Raw genomic sequence first — 20,097 nt, forward strand, 5'->3', positions numbered from 1 at the left:
CCACAAACGTTGTGTTCAACAGAAATTGTGTAGATACCTATGGCTATCGCAGGCAAGCCAGCTCCCACACTGTTTTGCGGTGTTTGTTAGGTTGAGCTTATTCAGCCCTTACCCTTGGTCCGCGTCATATTCGGCCCACCATTCTTCTCCAGATGCTGAATGATGATCCCCGCCACATCCTTGCCGGTGGTGGTCTCGATCCCTTCCAGGCCCGGTGATGAGTTTACCTCCATCACCAACGGCCCATGGTTGGAACGCAAAATATCCACACCCGCCACTGCCAGGCCCATCACTTTGGCGGCCCGCAGTGCGGTCATGCGTTCTTCCGGGGTGATCTTGATCAGGCTGGCACTGCCGCCACGGTGCAGGTTAGAGCGGAATTCCCCAGGTTTGGCCTGGCGTTTCATAGCGGCAATCACTTTGTCGCCGACCACGAAGCAGCGGATATCCGCACCGCCAGCTTCCTTGATGTATTCCTGCACCATGATGTTCTGCTTGAGGCCCATGAACGCCTCGATCACTGACTCTGCTGCTGTCGCCGTCTCACACAGCACCACGCCGATACCTTGGGTGCCTTCGAGCACCTTGATCACCAGCGGCGCTCCGTTGACCATCTCGATCAGGTCGGGGATGTCATCGGGGGAGTGGGCAAAGCCGGTCACCGGCAGGCCGATACCCCGACGTGACAGCAGTTGCAGGGAGCGCAGCTTGTCCCGCGAACGGGCGATGGCCACCGATTCGTTGAGCGGGAACACACCCATCATTTCAAACTGGCGCAACACCGCACAGCCGTAGAACGTCACCGAAGCGCCGATGCGCGGGATCACCGCATCAAAGCCTTCCAGCGGCTTGCCCCGGTAGTGGATCTGCGGCTTGTGGCTGGCAATGTTCATATAGGCACGCAACGTGTCGATCACCACCATTTCGTGGCCACGTTCGGTGCCGGCCTCGACCAGGCGGCGGGTGGAATACAGACGCGGGTTTCGCGACAGCACAGCAATCTTCATGCAGCACCTGGGGCAGAAATAGTAGAGACCGGGAACACCGGCTTGTCTTGAACGTACTTGACGCCGGGACTGACCACCAACTGGCCGTCAATCAGCGCCTTGGAACCCAGCAACAGGCGATAACGCATGGCTTTGCGACAGGCCAGGGTGAATTCCACCCGCCATACTCGGTCACCCAGTGCCAGGGTGGTGCTGATTACATACCGCACCTGCGCATGGCCGTTGGAGCTCTTGATAGTTTTCATCGTCACCAGGGGCGCTTCGCAGCGACGATGACGCAGTTGCACCACGCTGCCCAGGTGCGCAGTGAAGCGCACCCACTTCTCACCGTCGCGCTCAAAGGGCTCGATATCGGTGGCGTGCAGGCTCGAGGTGCTGGCGCCGGTGTCGATCTTCGCGCGCAGGCCAGCCACTCCCAGGTCGGGAAGAGCCACCCACTCGCGCAGACCCACAACGGTCAAATGGTCAAATGTCTTCAATATGGGTAACCGGTCAGTTCGCCCAGGCCTGAGGGGAAACCTCTGCCAGGGCTTTGAATGCAGGCCTGGCGAACCAGTAACCTTGCATCAGAAATATTCCGCAGTCGGACAGAAAGTCGCGCTCGCCGGCACTTTCGATACCTTCGGCAATGACAGTAACGCCCAACTGCTCACAGATTGTGACAATCCCCTGGACGATTACCTGACGGACACGATCCTGGTCGACATCGCGAATCAGCGCCATGTCGAGTTTGATCAGGTCAGGTTGGAAATCAGCCAGCAGATTCAGCCCCGAATAGCCCGCCCCGAAATCGTCGATGGCGGTCTTGAAGCCGAATTCGCGGTATTCACGCAGAATATTGGTCAAATGGCGATAGTTATCTACATGCTCGTTTTCCAGCGTTTCGAAAATCAACCGATTCAGCGGGAAATTATGCGCGCGGGCCGCCTCCAGAGTACTGCGAATGCACAACTCCGGCCGGTACACGGCATTGGGCATGAAGTTGATCGAAAGATAGCTTTGCATTCCCAAGGCGGCGGCCCCCTCAATCGCCTGAGTGCGGCAACGTTGGTCAAAGCGATAACGGTTGTTGTCGTTGACCTGGTCCAGCACCGATAACGCCCCTTCACCGTGAGTACCGCGCACCAATGCTTCGTGGGCAAAAATCGACCGGTCGCGAAGGTCTACGATAGGCTGATAGGCGAAGGAAAAATCGAAACCCAAGGCTTCGCTTTGCTGGCAACCTACGCAACGCTGGTTGGGCGAGGTGAGTGAAATGGGAAAGTCGGTCACAGCATATCCTCGCAAAAACAGGGGGTGCCTGGCGTATCTTAGGTGAGGCTTGGGATTTATGCGTTGAAGGGATTCAACGGTAAAGTTGCGACATTTTTCAGCGCGAGGAATTCAAGTGGCTCAAAAGCAGGAAGAGGAAGAAAAGGTCCGTTTGGACAAGTGGCTGTGGGCCGCGCGTTTTTACAAAACCCGCGCGCTGGCCAAGGCGGCCATCGAGAGCGGCAAGGTGCACCATCGCGGCGAGCGCTGCAAGCCTGGCAAGGAACCGCGCGTCGGCGACGAATTGCAGATTCGTACAGGTTTTGACGAAAAGACGGTTGTCGTTCAGGCGCTTTCCGTCGTGCGCCGTGGCGCCCCAGAAGCGCAGGCGTTGTATGCCGAAACCGAAGCCAGCATCGCCAAGCGCGAAAATGCTGCGGCCATGCGTAAGGCCGGGGCTACGGGTATGACCACCGATGGCAAACCGAGCAAGAAGCAACGTCGTGATTTGTTCAAGTTTCGCGGCAGTGGCAATGATGATTAACGATGAAAATCTTCGCTCAAAAGGAGATCAAAATGTGGGAGCGGGCTTGCTCGCGAAAGCGGAGTGTCAGTTGACGAATTCATTAACTGACCCATCGCATTCGCGAGCAAGCCCGCTCCCACATTGAACCTGCGGTGTTACGCGGCTATGCGCATGACACTTAAGCGCCCGATGACTGGCAGCTTCCCGAGCAACCCGAAAACCGGCGCCGTCACCCGCATCAGCAAACCCGACACCTTCGCCGCAAACGGCGTGTAATATCCCCAGCCCAACGCCAACAAGGCCAGCAATACCCCGCCGATGTAGTCGTCCTGACCCCAATGCGCCCCCGCCACCAGCCGTGGCATCATGAACAACAGCGCCAGGCCCCAGATCACCACTACTTGGCTGAAACGCTGGGCAAACACCGTCATGAACATGCCCCAGATCAGCAGCACCGACGCATGATCGCCCGGGAAGCTCTGGCTGGAACGGTCCTTCAGCTCCCAGGTTTTCTCCAGCCCCGGGAAATAATCACTCATATGAATCGCGCCGCTGATCACCATCGACGGGCTGTTGTGCTGCCAGCCCATCTGAGCCGTAAGCTTGGAAAACAGCATGCGGATAAACAGCAACAGCAGCAGAATGCTCAGAAAGCCGAAAAATGCCTGGCGCACATGAATGGCCTTGAACACCCAGTCGCCGCGAATCAGCAGCGTCAGCAAAATCATCCCGACCACCGCATCAAACGGTCGCAAACTGGCCACCGCCCACACATGCAACCACGTCGAATTGCTCGCCAGTGGGTCATTGAGCAGATGAAACAGCCATTCGTCGAAAAGCACACACAGCATCTGTCCCGTGGGCCACAGCCAAAAACACAGCAGCCCGATAGCGACTAGATTGCAAAAGGCCCAACCCCCGAGGTTCCACCTGGCTTGGAACAAACCCGGATTGTTCATAAACTGTCCCTCTTCGCTCTGTAATAACGCACCAAAAAGGTGCCAAAGCGTTTAATTCTATAAACCTTGTAACCAATTTGTCATCAATTCAGATACCCAGACCTATGACTGATCTACCGGATACCGACTTCACCCAACGCTTCATCTTCGATGAGAACGACGCCCGCGGCGAACTGGTCTCGCTGGAGCGCAGCTATGCCGAAGTCCTCGCCAAGCACCCCTATCCGGAGCCGGTCGCGCAACTGCTCGGTGAGCTGATGGCGGCGGCCTCGCTGCTGGTAGGCACGATGAAATTCGACGGTTTGCTGATCCTGCAGGCGCGTTCCGAAGGCCCGGTGCCGATGTTGATGATCGAGTGTTCCAGCGAGCGCGAAATCCGCGGCCTGGCCCGTTACGAAGCCGACCAGATCGCGCCGGACGCGACCTTGTCAGACCTGATGGCCAATGGCGTGCTGGCGATCACCGTCGACCCGACCGAAGGCCAACGTTACCAGGGCATCGTCGACCTCGACGGCGAAACCCTCTCGGACTGTTTCACCAACTATTTCGTGATGTCCCAGCAAGTCGGCACCAAGTTCTGGCTCAACGCTGACGGCAAACGCGCCCGTGGCCTGCTGCTGCAGCAACTGCCGGCCGACCGTATCAAGGACGACGATGAGCGCACCGACAGCTGGCGCAAACTGACCGCCCTGGCCGGCACCCTGACGGCTGAAGAACTGCTGGGCCTGGACAACGAAACCATCCTGCATCGCCTCTACCACGAAGAGGCCGTGCGCCTGTTCGACGCCCAGGGCCTGCGCTTCCGTTGCAGCTGCTCGCGTGAGCGCTCAGCCAACGCGCTGGTCAGCCTGGGCCTGGAAGATGCGCAGCAATTGGTGGTGGAGCATGGCGGCAATATCGAGATCGACTGCCAGTTCTGTAACCAGCGTTACCTGTTCGATGCCGCCGATGTCGCCCAATTATTCGCCGGCGCAGGCATCGACACCCCCTCCGACACCCGCCACTAAAACGTTTAAGCACAGGTAAATCACCTGACAAACGCCGGATTAGCGCAGTTCTGACGGGAGGGCCCTACTCTTTTTGGGCTTTTCTGGCATAATCCGGCCCACTTTTTTCGCGGTAGTAGTGCGCAACTTTCTACTACAAAACGTTTGGAGCACTCGGCCATAGGCCGACGGGGAACCTCATGACGCAAGCCAATAACGCCGTATACACCGATCTGAGTGTTGACGATCTGGTCAAAGAAGCCCTGCAGCGCGGTGAAGGCGTGCTTGCCGATACTGGCGCGCTGGTCGTAGAAACCGGTCACCGCACCGGTCGTTCGCCGGTTGACCGTTTCATCGTTGAAGAGCCTTCCACCCAGGACGCAATCGCCTGGGGCCCGATCAACCGCAAGTTCCCGGCCGACAAGTTCGATGCCCTGTGGGCTCGCGTCGAGGCATTCAACAACGCGCAAGAGCATTTCGTTTCCCATGTTCACGTAGGGGCTGCAGAGGACCACTACCTGGCCGTGAAAATGACCACCCAGACTGCCTGGCAGAACCTGTTCGGTCGTTGCCTGTTCATCAACCCGGCCCAGTACAACCCGGCCGGCCGTGATGAGTGGCAAGTGCTTAACGTCGCCAACTTCGAATGCGTGCCAGAGCGTGACGGCACTAACTCCGACGGTTGCGTGATCCTCAACTTCGCACAGAAAAAAGTGCTGATCGCCGGCATGCGTTACGCCGGTGAAATGAAAAAAGCCATGTTCTCGGTGCAGAACTTCCTGCTGCCGGCTGCTGACGTGCTGCCAATGCACTGCGCCGCCAACATCGGCGAAGCAGGCGACGTGACCCTGTTCTTTGGCCTGTCGGGCACCGGTAAAACCACCCTGTCGGCCGATGAAAGCCGTTACCTGATCGGTGACGACGAACACGGCTGGGGCGAAGGCGTGGTGTTCAACATCGAAGGCGGTTGCTATGCCAAGTGCATCGACCTCTCCGAGAAGAACGAGCCGGTTATCTGGAAAGCCATCAAGCACGGCACCGTGCTCGAAAACGTGGTGATCGACGATGCCAAGCACGCCGACTACACCAACGTCAGCCTGACCCAGAACAGCCGCGCCGCCTACCCGCTGGAGCACGTTGCCAAGCGTTCCGAGAAGAACCTGGGCGGCGAGCCAAACGCTGTGATCTTCCTGACCTGCGACCTGACCGGCGTACTGCCGCCTGTCTCGATCCTCAGCGAAGAACAAGCGGCCTACCACTTCCTGTCCGGCTACACCGCTCTGGTGGGCTCGACCGAAATGGGTTCGGGCAGCGGCATCAAGTCGACCTTCTCCACCTGCTTCGGCGCGCCGTTCTTCCCACGCCCAGCCGGTGAATACGCCGAACTGCTGATCAAGCGTGTGCGCGGCTTCGGCTCCAAGGTCTACCTGGTCAACACCGGCTGGACCGGCGGCGGCTACGGCGTCGGCAAACGCTTCAACATCCCGACCACTCGCGGCGTGATCGCAGCGATCCAGAGCGGCGCGTTGATCGGTGCAGAAACCGAACACCTCGACACCATCAACCTCGACGTGCCATTGGCCGTTCCGGGCGTTGATACCGGCCTGTTGAACCCACGTAACACCTGGGCTGACAAGGCCGCCTACGACGAAGCGGCGAAAGCGCTGGCCGGTCTGTTCATCGAGAACTTCAAGAAGTTTGAAGTGAGCGATGCGATCAAGGCGGCCGGGCCTAAGTTGTAAGGTTCGGTTGTTGTGAAAAAGCCGCCCTCTGGGGCGGCTTTTTTGTAGGCGAAAGGTTAGACGGCGATATGCAAAACCACGGCGCCGACCAGCACCAGTGCGACACCCGCGACTTGCACCGCCGTCAACCGCTCCTTGAAAAACACATACCCCAAAATCGCCGCAATCCCACCGGACAAAGTACTGATCACCGTTACCACCGAAACCGAGCCCGCCATCGCACCCCACGAAAACGCCGAGAACCCGCCCAGGTTCATCAAGCTCGCACCCGTCAGTGTCGCGCAGTTTTTCAGTGGCGGAATTTTCAGGCCGTCCTTGATCTTCAGCACCATCACCACCAGCACGCACAGGCCCACCAGGTAACCCAGCCACAGCATGGTGATCGGCCCCAACGCCGGCAGTGTGTAGCGGCCCTGCAGCCAGAAGCTGGTGCCATACAGCAAGGCGGCGAGCATGGCGTAGGCGATGGACTGGCGCGGGTTGTTGTGGGGCGTGCCGTTGTCCTTGTGGATGCTGGACAGGATCACACCGATTACGCACAGGCCGATGCAGCTGAGTTGGATCAGGTTAATGTGTTCGCCACTGGCCCAGGACAGCAGGGTGGTGACTACGCCGTAAGAGGTCACCAATGGCGCAACGATAGCGGCTTTGCCCAGGGCGAAGGCTTTGGACAGCGCCAGCGCGCCAGAGACGGTGAGCAGTGCGGCGGTGATGCCCAGGAGCCAGACGCTCAACGGGGCATTCAGGGATTTTAACAGGAAGGCCGGGAAGACCACCAGCAACAGGGTCATGATCAAAAAGCCAAGGGCCTGGCCGAAATACACCGCGCGTTTAACGCCCACGGCCCGGGCGTTGAGGCCTACGAGAAAGTCCGTACCGCCCCAGAGCAGGGCGGCCAGCAGGCCCATTATTACGTCCATGTAAGGTCCTTGTTGTTGGCTCAAATCGCCAGATTAACGCATAACCCCTGTGGGAGCGGGCTTGCTCGCGAAAGCGGTAAATCAGTGAGAAATACTCTACCTGACACACCGCTTTCGCGAGCAAGCCCGCTCCCACATTTGATCTTTGATGGTCTTGGGATCAGCTCAGGTTTTCCAGGGTTTGCGTATCCCAGCTATGGGTCTTGATCGCCAGGTAGAGCATGCCGATGGTCAGCGGCACCTTGTCGCCCCGCCCTTTGGCGCGGCGCTTGAGGAACACATCGAACACCGGCGGTTTGAAGTAACGATAAGCATCGTAGTCGCCCAGGTCGAGGGCAAACTCTTGCTCCATTGCGTCCATCAATTGCTTGGCTTCTGCGCCGTCGCAGCCCAGCTCAAGGTTGATCGAGGTTTCCAGGCGCAGGGTCTTGTGCTTCGGCAGGCCGATTTCTTCGTGCAGCAGTTGCAGAAGCTGCTGCATCACGGGGTCTTCGGGGAAGTTGGGGGCCAGGTTCATGGTCGGGGCACGCAGGAGTGGGTGGAGGGGATGGTTGCGTTGGCGGCGGTATTTGTTGCGGGTGAACAACAGTCGGATGCCGATGATAAAGGCGAATGTCGGAAGACTGTCGAATTGTAATTCGCTTAGCCAGGAAGTGGCGACGATTAGAAGCGTTGATCCGGTGACGATGAGGGCCAGTCCGAACCATTTTCTGAACTCGGGATGCTTCAACTTACTATCGAGCAGGACAGTAAGGGCAATAAAAATGAGGAGCGAGCCCCAAGAGCTGTAGTCGACCATCGTTGAGTCCTTTCGATGTTCACGGTTTTTGCCGGGACAGTTGAGAGGTCACTAGTTTCGGTCATGTGAAGGGAGGTTATGTAGAGGGCTGGGCAGGTGTTTTGATCAGTTTGGGAAGAGGACTACATCGGGTTTGCCTACGTCCCACAAAGCTTTCCGGCATTTGCGGTTTGACAGTGATTTTTTTGGCAACACCCAGCCAATGTGGGAGCCGGGCTTGCCCGCGATGGCGGTGTGTCAGGTATGAAAATATTGCCTGACATTCCGCTATCGCGGGCAAGCCCGCTCCCACAGGTTTAGCTCAGTGGTTGGCTTGGTTGTAGCTGGGTGTCGACTGCCGGTTGCAGTTGAACGTGCTGCGCTGCTTCCAGCAGATCACAGCCATCCTGCACCAGCAGATACAGGGCATTGATGATGTGGGAAATGTCTTTTAGGTCGGCGTGTTCGTAGGTCAGGCAGGTGAAGGTTTCCAGTAAATCGGTGGCAGCGCGGATGCGCTGGTGTGCGGCGCACTGGATATCTTCGGCGGCGGCTTCGGTGTCGATGACGAGAGGGTGGGTGTCGGTGAAGTTGGTGCGTAGCTGACGATAGCGATCCATCGTTTCAGGTATTTGCATTTGAAGGTACTCGGTTTGCTGTTAGGTAACCGACATCACCGTGGCCAAACGGTGGGTGGCGGACTGTGCGCAGGTTGGCCAGCCGGAAACAGCAATCCGGCACGTCCGAAGACGTCCCACACACAGCCGCCATAACAGTGCTTTACGAGACGATAGACGCTCGCAAAGCATGTAGTGGCACTTATGTGCGCTGTTTTCGAGTGACCAAACCCGATCGCTGACTTGGCAGCGATGGGCCAAACCTTAGAAGTGGGCGTTATTTCGAGCAATAAACAGATGGTTTAAGTAGTGGTGCTCAGATCGTTCCCACGCTCCTGCGTGGGAATGCCTCCCGTGACGCTCTGCGTCACCACTGCCGAAGGGTAAAGCCGGGCGCGAATGGCGGGACGCGGAGCGTCCCAGGCGGCATTCCCACGCAGAGCGTGAGGAACGATCAGTCAGAACGTCTTCGTGGGCCGGTAATCGCCAAGCCTACAGACGCGAAGCCGCATCCAGGTCCTTCAGCCGCGCCCGTAGGCTTCGCTGTTAAATCGTTCCCACGCAGAGCGTGAGGAACGATCAGGTGGGACGGCCATCGCCAAGCCTACAGACGCGAAGCCGCATCCAGGTCCATCAGCCCGCGCCCGTAGGCTTCGCTGTTGGCATAAATACCCGTCCGATTGGCGGTGCTGAGCAAGCGATCGCGAACCTGCTGCGGGGTCATTTCGGGAAAGCGGCTTTGCAATGCCGCCAGGGCGCCGCTGACCAGTGCGGCGGCCGGGGAAGTGCCTGCGGTCGGCCCATAGCTGCCATCTTTTTGTGTCGTCAGCAGGCCCGCACCACCATCGCCACCCGGTACGGCAATACACCAGCGCGCGGCGAGCCCGCAGTAGTTGGACTTGAGGTTGATCGCGCTGCCGTCGTTCTTGAGGGCCATGACGGCGATCCAGCCTTTTTCCAGCTCTGGCACCAATGCGGGCAGGCCGGGTTCGGCAAGAGACTCGCGTTTGACCTCGTTGCCGGTGGAAAACACAAAGACCGCACCTTCAGTCACCAGTTGCTTGGCCGCCTCCAGTGAGTCGCCCATCAGGCGTTCATAGACAGGCACTTCATTGGTGTTGGCTTCAATGGGGTTGGCCCATGAATTGTTGAAAAAGCGCGCGCCCTGGGCATGTGCCAAACGCCAGGCCTGGGCAATTTCGCTGTCGAAGTAGAACGGCTCCTTATCGTCGCCGAAGCGCATGGGGATCAACTGGGCGTTAAAGGCGATCCCGTGCATGCCTTGAGCGTTCTTGTTGGCGGCGAGAATACCGGCCATTTGTGTGCCGTGGCCTTTGATGTCGACGGTGCCTGGCTGTTGGCGCACGAAATCGTAACCGATGTCGGCCAAGCGCCCCTGGAACGCAGGTAACTCGCTGTTAAGGCCCGAGTCGATCAGCGCCACTTTCACGCCTTGGCCAGTGCCGCCACGCGCATAGAGGGTGGAGGCCTTGACGATAGGCAGTGCATTTGCGGCGAAGTATTCGGGCGTTTCAAAGGCACGTATGGCCAATTGCTCGGAGGTGGGTTTTGGCGGCGCTGCACAGCCCATCAGCAGTAAGGGCAATGCGAGAAGCAGAAAAAACGGTGGCACGCGAGACATTCACGACTCCTTGTCGGGGCTTGTAATCAAGCGTGCTACTGTCTGCGTTTTTGCACGCGGTTGCTGGTTTTCTCTGTATCAGTTTGTAGCGTTTATCCCCGACCGTTTACCGATCGCTGGTCTATGTTTTTGACTCGTTCAGCGGTCAACGGAGTGACAGCTTATGCACAACACCCTCCAACAGGTCTTTGGTTATCCACAGTTTCGTTTGGGCCAGGAGGCCGCGATCAGCGCAGTGCTGGCCGGTCGTTCGGCTGCGGCTATTTTCCCCACCGGTTCCGGCAAGTCTTTGTGTTATCAGCTGTCGGCAGTGCTGTTGCCGCACCTGACGCTGGTGGTGTCGCCGCTGTTGGCGCTGATGCAGGACCAGCTGGGTTTCCTGCAGCGCCATGGCATTTGCGCCGGCAGTATCGATTCGGCGCAGAGCCGCGAAGACGCCAATGAGGTGATGGCCCGTGCGCGTTCGGGTGAGCTGAAAATCCTGATGATTTCCGTGGAGCGCTTGAAGAACGAGCGCTTTCGTAACTTCCTGCAAAGCGTGCAGATTTCGCTGCTGGTGGTGGATGAGGCGCACTGTATTTCCGAGTGGGGTCACAACTTTCGTCCGGACTATTTGAAGCTGCCGGACTACCAGCGTCAGTTCAATATCCCACAAGCGCTGCTGCTGACCGCTACAGCCACGCCCAAGGTGATTGCCGACATGCAGGCCAAGTTCGCCATTGCGCCGGCTGACGTGATCACCACGGGCTTCTACCGGCCCAATCTCAACTTGCTGGTAGAGCCGGTGAGTGGCCACGACAAGCGTCGGCGCTTGGTCGAGTGGATGAGCGAAAGGGCCAATCAGCCAAGCATCGTCTACGTCACCCTGCAAAAAACCGCCGAGCAGATTGCCGAACACCTGAACCGCAATGGCATCCAGGCCGAGGCGTACCACGCCGGGTTGCCCCACGATAAACGCGAGGGTATCCAACAGCGCTTCATGGGCGGGCGCTCCAATTGCATCGTTGCCACCATCGCGTTCGGTATGGGTATAGACAAGAGTGACATCCGCAACGTGGTGCACTTCGACCTGCCCAAGTCCATCGAGAATTACAGCCAGGAAATCGGCCGCGCCGGGCGTGACGGGCAGCCGTCCGATTGCCTGGTGCTGGCCAACCGTGACAGCCTCAATGTGCTGGAAAACTTTGTATATGGCGACACGCCGGAGCAGCAGGGCATTCGCCATGTACTCGAGGAGTTGCAAGCAGCGCGAAGCGAGGGCCAGTGGGAGTTCCTGTTGAGGTCACTGTCGGACCACAGCAATATCCGCGAGCTGCCGCTCAAGACGCTGCTGGTGCAGTTGGAGCTCAGAGGTGTGATCGCACCGCGCTACGCGTTTTACGCCGAATACCGCTTCAAGTACCTGATCGAGCCCGAGGCGTTGCTGGCGCGGTTTTCCGGCGAGCGGCAGCAGTTTGTCGCGGCGATCATCCAGGTGTGTAAACGCGCCAAAACCTGGGCGACGGTGGATTTCGATGCGCTGTACCAACAGCACAATGCCGAGCGCAGCCGGGTGGTGAAGGCGCTGGATTACTTCCAGGAACAGGGCCTGATTGAGCTGGAAAGCAAGCAGATGACCGAGGTCTACAGCCTGCTCGATACCGACTTTGATCCTCAAGCACTCAGTGAGGAGTTATACACAGGCTTCAAGCAACATGAAGTGACGGAAGTGGCGCGGATCCACGCCATGCTCGATCTTTTTGCCACCGAGCATTGCCTGGGGCAGCGTCTGGCCAAGTACTTTGGCGATGAAAATGCCCCTCAACGCTGCGGGCACTGTTCGGTATGCCACGGCCACGTCGCACATTTGCCGCCGCCGCCGAGTTTGCCGCCACTTGTGGATAAAAATTTCATGTGGCTGTGCGGTGATTTTATCCACAGGCATCATGAGCACACCATGAACCTGCCAGAAGCGGAACGGTTGACGCGGTTTCTCGGCGGTATCAGCGTGCCGCTGTTTACCAAGCTGAAGGCGCGGGCCATACCTGGGTTTGCTGCGCTGGAGGATTACCCGTACGCCGAGGTGCGTGAGTGGGCGCAAGCCCATCTGAATGACCTGTAAACCCACTTTCCAGAGAACCGCCCATGCCCGACTCAATGCCGCAACGTGCCGATTACCGCCACTTCCAGCCGATCATCACGCGTTGGCACGACAACGATGTGTATGGCCATGTGAACAACGTCACCTACTACAGCTTTTTCGACACGGCGGTGAATACCTACCTGATTGAAGAAGGTGGGCTGGATATTCATGACGGTGAAGTGGTGGGGTTTGTAGTGAGTTCGGCGTGCGATTATTTCGCCTCGATCGCGTTTCCGGATCGGCTGGATATCGGCCTGCGGGTGGGCAAGCTCGGTAACAGCTCGGTGCAATATGAGTTGGCGGTGTTCAAGGCCGGCGAGGTTGAAGCCTGTGCGGCGGGGCGCTTTGTGCATGTGTTTGTGGATCGGGCGTCGAACCAGCCGGTGGCGATTGCGGGGAAATTGCGCGAGGCGTTGGAGCGGTTGGTGGTTTGACCTGGCCCTGGCAAGCACCCTGACCCTAGTGTGGGAGCGGGCTTGCTCGCGAAAGCGGTGGTTCAGTCAATAAATCCGGTGACTGATATACCGCATTCGCGAGCAAGCCCGCTCCCACATGGGGCCAGAAGTGTTCTTTAGGCCTTACCGATGACGGTAGTGGTGCTTGTTCTTGCGATGCCCATAGGCATGCCCGCGTCCACGGTGGTCATCACGGTCATAGCGGCGGTTATCACGCCCGCGGTAGCGGCGGTCGTCGTCATCGCTCTTGTTGCCCATGTAGTTACCCAGCGCGCCACCCGCACCACCGCCGGCTGCTGAGCCGACCAGTGCGCCGGTGCTGCCGCCAACGCTGCGGCCCACGACGTTGCCGCCGGCTGCGCCCAGTGCGCCGCCAATAGCGGCTTCGCCACGGCTGCGTTTGTCGGCACCCACCGCACTACCGCCCGCGCCACCCAAGGCGGCGCCGATGGTGGAACCGGTGTTGCCACCCAACTGCTGGCCGACAACCGAACCTAGAACCCCGCCCAATGCGCCGCCCACACCGGCTTCGGTGGTGCCACCGGCCATGGCTGCGCCACTGACCAGGCCAAGGGACAACAAGAGAATCGAGGAGAACTTCATAGAGAGACCTCAAGAGGATGACGGCGCGATCCTGAGGTTGTATCGAGGCGCTGACAATCGAAAACCGACCGGCGGTACAAGTTGTATACAATTCTCTAAGTTGCTGTTTTGTATAGGGAACTTAAGTCTATTTTGTGAGTCTTTAGCTACTTCGGAAGGGCCGCTTTTATGCAAAAGCGGCCTTTTTTTGTGCCTGTTGAAAGGGGGCGCAGAGCGTCCAGGGCGGCGTTCCCACGCAGAGCGTGGGAACGATCGGCTTAGGCTGAGCGGGCCATGATCAAGCCGCTGTCGCTCGCCGCTTCCAGGCAAATCGCCACGAACTTCGACGTCGGCGTATGGCTGCCATCCCCGGTGCTTTCCAGCGGCACCAGCGGGTTCACTTCCGGGTAGTACGCGGCCGCCTGGCCCGCCGGAATATCAAACGCCAGCAAGGTAAAGCCTTTCACGCGGCGCTCGCGGCCATCTTCCCACAGCGACACGATGTCAGCCTTCTGCCCCGGCTTGAAGCCCAGGCGGATGATGTCGGCTTCGTTGACGAACAGCACATCACGCTGACCTTTGACCCCACGGTAGCGGTCGTCCAGGCCATAAATGGTGGTGTTGTACTGATCGTGGGAGCGCATCGACTGCATGATCAGGTCCGGCACCCGGCCTGTGGCGTGGGTGCGTTCGTGGATCAGGTCCTTGGGCAGCACGTTCGGGCGGAAATTGGCGCGGCCCGACGGCGTGTTCCAGCGGCGTGCGCCGGCGGAGTTGCCCAGGTAGAAACCGCCTGGGTGCTTGATGCGTTCATTGAAGTCTTTGAAGCCTGGGATGGTGTCGGCGATCAGGTCGCGGATGCGCCCGTAGTCGGCCACCAGCCAGTTCCAGTCCACCGGCTTGCTGCCCAGCGTGGCGGCGGCAATCCCGGCCAGAATCGCCGGCTCGGACTTCATCAGCTTCGACAGCGGCTGCAGTTGGCCATTGGAGCCGTGCACCATGCTGAACGAGTCTTCTACTGTCACGGCTTGCGGGCCGTCGGCCTGGATGTCGATGTCGGTACGGCCCAGGCACGGCAGGATCAGCGCGTCTTTGCCGTGCATCAGGTGGCTGCGGTTGAGTTTGGTGCTGATCTGCACGGTCAGGTCGCAGCTGCGCAGGGCTTCAAAGGTGCGCGGGCTGTCTGGCGTGGCTTGGGCGAAGTTGCCGCCCAGGCCGATAAACACCTTGGAGCGGCCTTCGAGCATGGCGTGAATCGCTTCGACCACGTTGTGGCCGTTGGTACGCGGCACCTGGAACTGGAAGCGACGCTCCAGCGAATCCAGAAACGCCACCGGCGGGCGTTCGTTGATGCCCATGGTGCGGTCGCCCTGCACGTTACTGTGGCCGCGCACCGGGCACAGGCCGGCGCCTGGGCGGCCGATGTTGCCGCGCAGCAGCATCAGGTTGGCGATTTCCTGGATGGTCGGCACCGAATGGCGATGCTGAGTGATGCCCATCGCCCAGCACATGATCACGTTTTTGCCTTTGGCATACATGCGCGCCGCCTGCTCAATCTCGACCAAGCTGAGGCCGGACTGCGCGACGATTTCATCCCACGAGGTGTCGTCGATCTGGCCCAGGTACTCCAGCACATTGACGCTGTGTTCATTGAGGAAGTCGTGGTCGAACACCGCCTCCTTGCCTTCGGCCTGGGCCTGGCGCTCCCACAGCAGCAGGAACTTGGCCATGCCGCGTAGGATGGCCATGTCGCCACCCAGCGCCGGCCGGAAGTACGCGGTGTTGGTCGGCTTGTCGCCATTGGTGAGCATTTCCAGCGGGTGTTGCGGGTGCTGGAAGCGTTCCAGGCCACGCTCTTTGAGCGGGTTGATGCACACCACCTGTGCGCCACGTTTTACCGCTTCGCGCAGCGGTTCGAGCATGCGCGGGTGGTTGGTGCCGGGGTTCTGGCCCCAGACGAAAATCGCATCGGCATGTTCGAAGTCATCAAAGGTCACGGTGCCTTTGCCCACGCCAACACTTTGCGCCAGGGCGACGCCGCTGGCTTCGTGGCACATGTTCGAGCAGTCCGGGAAATTGTTGGTGCCATAGGCGCGCACAAACAGCTGGTACAGGTACGCCGCTTCGTTGCTGGCCCGGCCCGAGGTGTAGAACTCGGCCATGTCCGGGCTTGGCAGGGCGTTGAGGTGCTTGCCGATCAGGTCAAAGGCGGCTTCCCAGCTGATGGCTTTATAGCGATCGGTCTCGGCGTCATAGCGCATCGGCTCGGTCAGGCGGCCTTGGTATTCCAGCCAGTAGTCACTCTGCTCCAGCAGCGCGGTCACGCTGTGCTTGGCGAAGAAGGCGGCGTCCACGCGGCGTTTGGTGGCTTCCCAGTTGACCGCTTTGGCGCCGTTCTCGCAGAACTTGACCATGCCGCTTTCCGGCGAGTCGCCCCAGGCGCAGCCAGGGCAGTCGAAACCGCCGTTCTGGTTGGTCTTGAGCATCATGCGCAGGTTTTTCATGGCGTTGTCGCTGGTCAGCCAGGCCTGCGCCACGCTGATCAGTGCACCCCAGCCGCCGGCCGGGCCTTTGTAAGGCTTATAGCGCGGGGTCGGGGTTTGGTCGGCTTGGTGATGCATGCTCATGGCTGGTTCTCCATCGCAGGGCTGTAAACCCGCGGCGCACTTTTCTGCGGCAGGTGGATGAGATTGAGGTTGTGCCGGCGCGCCCATTGCAGGGCCAGGCCAGTGGGCGACGACAGGCTGACCAGGGTCTGAATGCCTGCGCGCAACACTTTTTGAATCAGTTCGAGGCTGCAGCGGCTGGTGACAATCGCCAGGCCGCCGTCGGTCGGAATTTTTTGCCGGATCAGCGCGCCGATCAATTTATCCAGGGCGTTATGCCGGCCGATGTCTTCGCGACCCATCAACAACTCGCCCTGGTTGTTCATAAAGATCGCCGCATGTACCGCGCCGCTGTGCTGGCCCAAAGGCTGAAACGCGCTGATACGTTGACGCAGGCCGTCGAGCCATTCGGCGGGCGGCAAAGGCGCCCCGGGCAAAACTTGCAGGTCCGGCAGCGCTTGTTCTACGGCTTCTACCCCGCACAGGCCGCAGCCGCTGGTGCCGGCCAACTGGCGGCGCTGCTGTTTGAGGTTCCAGAAGGCGCGGCTGGAGATCTGCACGTGAGCGTACTGGGCAGAGCCTGTGCCGCTGAGTTTCAGATCATAAATGTCGCTAACGTCGGCGATAATGCCGCTGCCGATGCTGAAACCAACGATAAAGTCTTCCAGGTCGGTGGGCGTCACCAGCATCACCGCCTGGCTGATGTCGTTATAGGCAATCGCCAACGCCACTTCTTCGGCCAACGCAGTGCTGGCTACTTCCGTGTGTTCCAGATTGCAAAACTGGTAGCTCTGGCTGGCGGCTGGCGCGGGCGTTTCGAGGGCAGGCGCCGCGCAGACTGGGCGCTTGGCGTTCATGGGGCAGTACCACCGAGGGAATGATCAATCTTTAGACTAGGCGCGACAAAGGGTCGCGTCTAATCGGCTGTACTGATCTATTGATAGATGGCGTCGATCACGGCGTCTGTTGCGGCCTTATTCCAGGCAGAACGCAGGCTAGCGTGTTTGGGTCTTTGGCCGGCCTGGAACCCAAGTCTGCAGGACTGGTCTAGTCTTGGGCATCTGGAACTTAAACCCCAAGGAGAGCGCACCATGAGTATTTTTAGCTTTGTTAAGGAAGCAGGCGAGAAGTTGATTGATCTGTTGACGCCGGGTAATGCCAACGCGAGCGAGCAGTTAAAAGATCACGTGGCCAAGGTCGGGTTGGGTAACCCCAATGTGCAAACCACCGTCGACGGTGACAAGGTGACCGTGACAGGTGAAGTTGCCAGCCAGGAAGAGAAAGAGAAAATACTGCTGGCGCTGGGCAATATTGCAGGCGTTGCCAGTGTTGATGACCAGATTACCGTTTCCGGTCCTGTCGTCGCTGCAGCCACCTTTGTCGTGGTGAAGAAGGGCGACACCTTGAGCGCCATTTCCAAAACCGTTTATGGCGATGCCAATCTGTACAACAAGATTTTCGAGGCGAACAAGCCGCTGTTGTCCCATCCGGACAAAATCTACCCAGGCCAGACCCTGCGTATTCCAGCCAAGTAAGCGGGACCTGTGGAGCGAGCGTGCTCGCTCCTACAGCCCAACAATCAATTCCCGGTAATCCCCAACCGCCGCAAACTCCCCTGTGTCCTTTGGCCCCTTCTTGCTGTCCGGCTCTTTGACCGCCAGCAAATGCCCCACGCCAAAGTCGCGCGCACTGCGCAGGATCGGCAAGGTGTCATCGATAAACAGGCTGCGGGCCGGGTCGAACTGGATGTCGGCTTGCAAGGCATCCCAGAATTGCCGGTGTTCTTTGGCGAAACCGTAGTCGTGGGAACTGATCAACCGCTCGAAATACGGCGCCAGTTCAATGCGTTCCAACTTCAATGACAGCGAATCACGATGGGCGTTGGTGATCAAAATCACACGCTTGCCGGCCTGTTTGATCGCCGCCAGAAAAGTGTCCGCGTCCGGGCGCAGGGCGATCAGGTGCGCGGTTTCCAGTTTGAGTTCGCGCACCGGGATGTTCAACTCGGCACTCCAGAAATCCAGGCAATACCATTGCAACTGTCCGGCGTTACGCTCGAACAGCGGCTGCAGCTCCATGTCGGCCATGGCCCGGCTTACGCCGTGCAGCTCGGCATAGCGCTGGGGCAGGTGCTCCATCCAGAAGTGGTTGTCGAAGTGCAGGTCGAGCAAGGTGCCGTCCATGTCCAGCAGGACGGTGTCGATGGCGTGCCAGGGCAAAGAGGGCATGGGGCGTTCTCATGTAAGTAAAGATATCCGACACAGACAATCGGAAAAGCCACGGTATAGTAACCCGATCACGCCAAGGAGCCGCTTATGCGCCAGAAACCCACCGTCCTCGCCCGCGAAATAGTCGCCAGTAGCCGTTTGTTCCGCGTGGAGGAAGTGCAATTGCGCTTTTCCAATGGCGTTGAACGGACCTACGAGCGCCTGGTAGGCCGCGGTGCCGGTTACGGCGCGGTGATGATCGTGGCGATGATCGATGCCGACCACGCGTTGCTGGTGGAAGAGTACTGCGGCGGCACCGACGAATATGAATTGTCCTTGCCCAAGGGCCTCATCGAACCTGGCGAGGACGTACTGGCGGCGGCCAACCGCGAACTCAAGGAGGAGGCCGGTTATGGCGCGCGTCAGTTGGAGCACATTACCGAACTGTCCTTGTCGCCTGGTTACATGAGCCAGAAAATCCAGGTGGTACTGGCCACCGAGCTGTATGAAGAACGCCTGGAAGGCGATGAACCAGAGCCGATGCGCGTGGAACGCGTCAACCTGCGCGAGCTGTCGATGCTGGCGCAAAACGAGCAGTTCAGTGAAGGCCGTGCATTGGCGGCCCTGTATTTGGTACGAGACCTGTTGACCCAGCGTGGAGCTTTTGTCGCATGAGCGAACTGTTTTTAGGGCATCCGTTTATTGCCCCTGTGATCGAGCTGGCGCGCCAGGCGGGTGAAGTCATCCTGCCGTATTGGCGTGCGGATGTGGCGGTCACCTCCAAGGCGGATGATTCGCCGGTGACGGCGGCCGATTTGGCGGCTCACCATCTGATCCTGGCGGGCCTTACCGCCCTGGACCCGAGCATCCCGGTGTTGTCCGAAGAAGACGCCGATATCGACCAGAACGTGCGCGCCAGCTGGCAGCGCTGGTGGTTGGTGGACCCGCTGGATGGCACCAAGGAATTTATTTCCGGCAGCGAAGAATTTACCGTCAACATTGCGTTGATCGAGCAAGGCCGCGTGGTGTTTGGCGTGGTGTCGATGCCCACCAGTGGCCGTTGCTACTTCGGTGGCGCGGGCCTTGGCGCATGGCGCTCGGACGTGAGCGAGGCGCCCAAGCAGATCCAGGTGCGCCAGACCCCGGCGGCCGGTGAGGCCTTTACCGTGGTTGCCAGCCGCCGCCATAGCAGCCCGGAGCAAGAGCGCCTGCTCAGTGGCTTGAGCGAAGGCTTGGGTGAGCTGAAGCTGGCCAATATCGGCAGCTCGCTGAAATTCTGCCTGCTGGCCGAAGGCAGCGCCGATTGCTACCCGCGCCTGGCGCCGACGTCGCAGTGGGACACGGCCGCAGCCCAGGGCGTGCTGGAAGGCGCGGGCGGGGAGGTGCTGGAGTTGAGTGGTGCGCCGTTCAGCTATCCGGCGCGGGCTTCTTTGCTGAACCCGTTCTTTCTGGCGCTGCCGGCTAAGGCAGCGTGGCGTGAGCGTCTGCTGACCCTGGCCCGCTCTTAAGGCCACAACAGGTCAAATGTGGGAGCTGGCTTGCCTGCGATAGCGGTGTATCAGTCGATAGTTGATTCGACTGAAACGGCCTCATCGCAGCATAAGTATCTACACAACCGGTTAACGCGAAGTCTGTGGCAGGTGGGCTGTTGTGGCGAGCAGGCTTGTCCTGCGTTGGGCTGCGAAGCGGCCCCAGTA

At 59.4% G+C, this 20,097-nt stretch carries 20 protein-coding genes; 8 read left to right on the top strand and 12 right to left on the bottom strand.

Annotation, left to right across the window (positions count from 1 at the left end; all coding sequences use genetic code 11):
- Nucleotides 1-101 precede the first annotated feature (101 nt).
- The 3 genes from rimK to K0H48_RS21695 are packed head-to-tail and all read right to left on the bottom strand — an operon-like array spanning nt 102 to nt 2,279.
- Complete coding sequence (gene rimK / locus K0H48_RS21685) at nt 102-1,007, bottom strand: 30S ribosomal protein S6--L-glutamate ligase (RefSeq protein WP_003171022.1); 906 nt, start codon at nt 1,005-1,007, stop codon at nt 102-104.
- Nucleotides 1,004-1,468 carry an ATP-dependent zinc protease gene (locus K0H48_RS21690; RefSeq protein ID WP_177413543.1) on the bottom strand — a complete coding sequence of 155 codons (465 nt, stop codon included), beginning with the start codon at nt 1,466-1,468 and terminating at the stop codon, nt 1,004-1,006. Before K0H48_RS21690 ends, rimK begins: the two co-directional genes overlap by 4 nt.
- 31 nt (nt 1,469-1,499) lie before the next feature.
- Nucleotides 1,500-2,279, bottom strand: a complete 780-nt coding sequence (locus K0H48_RS21695; RefSeq protein WP_219269093.1) for an EAL domain-containing protein — start codon at nt 2,277-2,279, stop codon at nt 1,500-1,502.
- A 115-nt stretch (nt 2,280-2,394) separates the two neighbouring features.
- On the opposite strand from K0H48_RS21695, the gene K0H48_RS21700 reads away from it, so the two are divergent.
- Nucleotides 2,395-2,802: an RNA-binding S4 domain-containing protein gene (locus K0H48_RS21700; RefSeq protein ID WP_017135369.1), complete on the top strand. Its 408-nt coding sequence runs from the start codon at nt 2,395-2,397 to the stop codon at nt 2,800-2,802.
- Between the two features lie 137 nt (nt 2,803-2,939).
- Here K0H48_RS21700 and K0H48_RS21705 read toward each other — a convergent pair whose 3' ends face one another.
- On the bottom strand, nt 2,940-3,743 hold the full coding sequence (locus tag K0H48_RS21705) for a phosphatase PAP2 family protein (RefSeq protein WP_219269094.1): 804 nt from the start codon (nt 3,741-3,743) through the stop codon (nt 2,940-2,942).
- A gap of 104 nt (nt 3,744-3,847) precedes the next feature.
- Here K0H48_RS21705 and hslO point away from each other — a divergent pair, with 104 nt between their 5' ends.
- On the top strand, nt 3,848-4,750 hold the full coding sequence (gene hslO, locus K0H48_RS21710; protein ID WP_017135371.1) for an Hsp33 family molecular chaperone HslO: 903 nt from the start codon (nt 3,848-3,850) through the stop codon (nt 4,748-4,750).
- A gap of 179 nt (nt 4,751-4,929) precedes the next feature.
- Entirely contained in the window at nt 4,930-6,471 is a 1,542-nt protein-coding gene (locus tag K0H48_RS21715) for a phosphoenolpyruvate carboxykinase (RefSeq protein ID WP_065930841.1), read from the top strand.
- A gap of 56 nt (nt 6,472-6,527) precedes the next feature.
- On the opposite strand, the gene K0H48_RS21720 is transcribed toward K0H48_RS21715, so the two are convergent.
- The 4 genes from K0H48_RS21720 to K0H48_RS21735 form a co-directional block, all read right to left on the bottom strand.
- Nucleotides 6,528-7,391, bottom strand: coding sequence for a DMT family transporter (locus tag K0H48_RS21720; RefSeq protein ID WP_257627085.1), 864 nt, complete (start codon nt 7,389-7,391; stop codon nt 6,528-6,530).
- A 160-nt stretch (nt 7,392-7,551) separates the two neighbouring features.
- Entirely contained in the window at nt 7,552-7,908 is a 357-nt protein-coding gene (locus K0H48_RS21725) for a DUF1493 family protein (RefSeq protein ID WP_065930839.1), read from the bottom strand.
- A gap of 578 nt (nt 7,909-8,486) precedes the next feature.
- On the bottom strand, nt 8,487-8,807 hold the full coding sequence (locus K0H48_RS21730) for a hypothetical protein (protein WP_219269095.1): 321 nt from the start codon (nt 8,805-8,807) through the stop codon (nt 8,487-8,489).
- Between the two features lie 583 nt (nt 8,808-9,390).
- Complete coding sequence (locus tag K0H48_RS21735) at nt 9,391-10,428, bottom strand: S8 family peptidase (protein ID WP_219269096.1); 1,038 nt, start codon at nt 10,426-10,428, stop codon at nt 9,391-9,393.
- A 163-nt stretch (nt 10,429-10,591) separates the two neighbouring features.
- Here K0H48_RS21735 and K0H48_RS21740 point away from each other — a divergent pair, with 163 nt between their 5' ends.
- Together K0H48_RS21740 and K0H48_RS21745 are read left to right on the top strand one after the other, a co-directional pair.
- Nucleotides 10,592-12,529: an ATP-dependent DNA helicase RecQ gene (locus K0H48_RS21740; protein WP_219269097.1), complete on the top strand. Its 1,938-nt coding sequence runs from the start codon at nt 10,592-10,594 to the stop codon at nt 12,527-12,529.
- A 23-nt stretch (nt 12,530-12,552) separates the two neighbouring features.
- Nucleotides 12,553-12,984, top strand: a complete 432-nt coding sequence (locus K0H48_RS21745) for a thioesterase family protein (protein ID WP_219269098.1) — start codon at nt 12,553-12,555, stop codon at nt 12,982-12,984.
- A 144-nt stretch (nt 12,985-13,128) separates the two neighbouring features.
- Here K0H48_RS21745 and K0H48_RS21750 read toward each other — a convergent pair whose 3' ends face one another.
- From K0H48_RS21750 to fdhD, 3 genes are all read right to left on the bottom strand, one after another.
- Entirely contained in the window at nt 13,129-13,608 is a 480-nt protein-coding gene (locus K0H48_RS21750; protein ID WP_138817298.1) for a glycine zipper domain-containing protein, read from the bottom strand.
- Between the two features lie 257 nt (nt 13,609-13,865).
- On the bottom strand, nt 13,866-16,214 hold the full coding sequence (locus K0H48_RS21755; protein ID WP_219269099.1) for an FdhF/YdeP family oxidoreductase: 2,349 nt from the start codon (nt 16,212-16,214) through the stop codon (nt 13,866-13,868).
- Nucleotides 16,211-17,050, bottom strand: a complete 840-nt coding sequence (gene fdhD / locus K0H48_RS21760; RefSeq protein WP_219269100.1) for a formate dehydrogenase accessory sulfurtransferase FdhD — start codon at nt 17,048-17,050, stop codon at nt 16,211-16,213. Before fdhD ends, K0H48_RS21755 begins: the two co-directional genes overlap by 4 nt.
- A gap of 234 nt (nt 17,051-17,284) precedes the next feature.
- Here fdhD and lysM point away from each other — a divergent pair, with 234 nt between their 5' ends.
- The gene (gene lysM / locus K0H48_RS21765) at nt 17,285-17,728 is read left to right on the top strand and encodes a peptidoglycan-binding protein LysM (protein ID WP_058422617.1); all 444 of its coding nucleotides are present in this window, start codon (nt 17,285-17,287) and stop codon (nt 17,726-17,728) included.
- Between the two features lie 30 nt (nt 17,729-17,758).
- On the opposite strand, the gene yrfG is transcribed toward lysM, so the two are convergent.
- Nucleotides 17,759-18,421, bottom strand: coding sequence for a GMP/IMP nucleotidase (yrfG, locus tag K0H48_RS21770; RefSeq protein ID WP_219269101.1), 663 nt, complete (start codon nt 18,419-18,421; stop codon nt 17,759-17,761).
- 87 nt (nt 18,422-18,508) lie between these two features.
- Here yrfG and nudE point away from each other — a divergent pair, with 87 nt between their 5' ends.
- Both nudE and cysQ read left to right on the top strand, forming a co-directional pair.
- A complete protein-coding gene (gene nudE / locus K0H48_RS21775) occupies nt 18,509-19,075 on the top strand; it encodes an ADP compounds hydrolase NudE (RefSeq protein WP_017135384.1) in 567 nt (188 codons plus the stop codon).
- Entirely contained in the window at nt 19,072-19,908 is an 837-nt protein-coding gene (gene cysQ, locus K0H48_RS21780) for a 3'(2'),5'-bisphosphate nucleotidase CysQ (RefSeq protein ID WP_219269102.1), read from the top strand. The genes nudE and cysQ overlap by 4 nt, the downstream gene beginning before the upstream one ends.
- The last annotated feature ends 189 nt before the right edge of the window (nt 19,909-20,097 follow it).

The sequence above is a fragment of the Pseudomonas sp. Xaverov 259 genome, assembly GCF_019352915.1.
Classification (GTDB): Bacteria; Pseudomonadota; Gammaproteobacteria; order Pseudomonadales; family Pseudomonadaceae; genus Aquipseudomonas.

What these genes read in the sequence shown, in the direction of transcription:
- K0H48_RS21725 (WP_065930839.1), bottom strand. Translation starts at nt 7,908, where the DNA reads ATGAACCTGGCCCCCAACTTCCCCGAAGACCCCGTGATGCAGCAGCTT.
- nudE (WP_017135384.1), top strand. Translation starts at nt 18,509, where the DNA reads ATGCGCCAGAAACCCACCGTCCTCGCCCGCGAAATAGTCGCCAGTAGC.
- K0H48_RS21745 (WP_219269098.1), top strand. Translation starts at nt 12,553, where the DNA reads ATGCCCGACTCAATGCCGCAACGTGCCGATTACCGCCACTTCCAGCCG.
- K0H48_RS21715 (WP_065930841.1), top strand. Translation starts at nt 4,930, where the DNA reads ATGACGCAAGCCAATAACGCCGTATACACCGATCTGAGTGTTGACGAT.
- K0H48_RS21720 (WP_257627085.1), bottom strand. Translation starts at nt 7,391, where the DNA reads ATGGACGTAATAATGGGCCTGCTGGCCGCCCTGCTCTGGGGCGGTACG.
- fdhD (WP_219269100.1), bottom strand. Translation starts at nt 17,050, where the DNA reads ATGAACGCCAAGCGCCCAGTCTGCGCGGCGCCTGCCCTCGAAACGCCC.
- K0H48_RS21750 (WP_138817298.1), bottom strand. Translation starts at nt 13,608, where the DNA reads ATGAAGTTCTCCTCGATTCTCTTGTTGTCCCTTGGCCTGGTCAGTGGC.
- K0H48_RS21735 (WP_219269096.1), bottom strand. Translation starts at nt 10,428, where the DNA reads ATGTCTCGCGTGCCACCGTTTTTTCTGCTTCTCGCATTGCCCTTACTG.
- K0H48_RS21740 (WP_219269097.1), top strand. Translation starts at nt 10,592, where the DNA reads ATGCACAACACCCTCCAACAGGTCTTTGGTTATCCACAGTTTCGTTTG.
- rimK (WP_003171022.1), bottom strand. Translation starts at nt 1,007, where the DNA reads ATGAAGATTGCTGTGCTGTCGCGAAACCCGCGTCTGTATTCCACCCGC.
- K0H48_RS21730 (WP_219269095.1), bottom strand. Translation starts at nt 8,807, where the DNA reads ATGCAAATACCTGAAACGATGGATCGCTATCGTCAGCTACGCACCAAC.
- K0H48_RS21755 (WP_219269099.1), bottom strand. Translation starts at nt 16,214, where the DNA reads ATGAGCATGCATCACCAAGCCGACCAAACCCCGACCCCGCGCTATAAG.
- yrfG (WP_219269101.1), bottom strand. Translation starts at nt 18,421, where the DNA reads ATGCCCTCTTTGCCCTGGCACGCCATCGACACCGTCCTGCTGGACATG.
- cysQ (WP_219269102.1), top strand. Translation starts at nt 19,072, where the DNA reads ATGAGCGAACTGTTTTTAGGGCATCCGTTTATTGCCCCTGTGATCGAG.
- hslO (WP_017135371.1), top strand. Translation starts at nt 3,848, where the DNA reads ATGACTGATCTACCGGATACCGACTTCACCCAACGCTTCATCTTCGAT.
- lysM (WP_058422617.1), top strand. Translation starts at nt 17,285, where the DNA reads ATGAGTATTTTTAGCTTTGTTAAGGAAGCAGGCGAGAAGTTGATTGAT.
- K0H48_RS21705 (WP_219269094.1), bottom strand. Translation starts at nt 3,743, where the DNA reads ATGAACAATCCGGGTTTGTTCCAAGCCAGGTGGAACCTCGGGGGTTGG.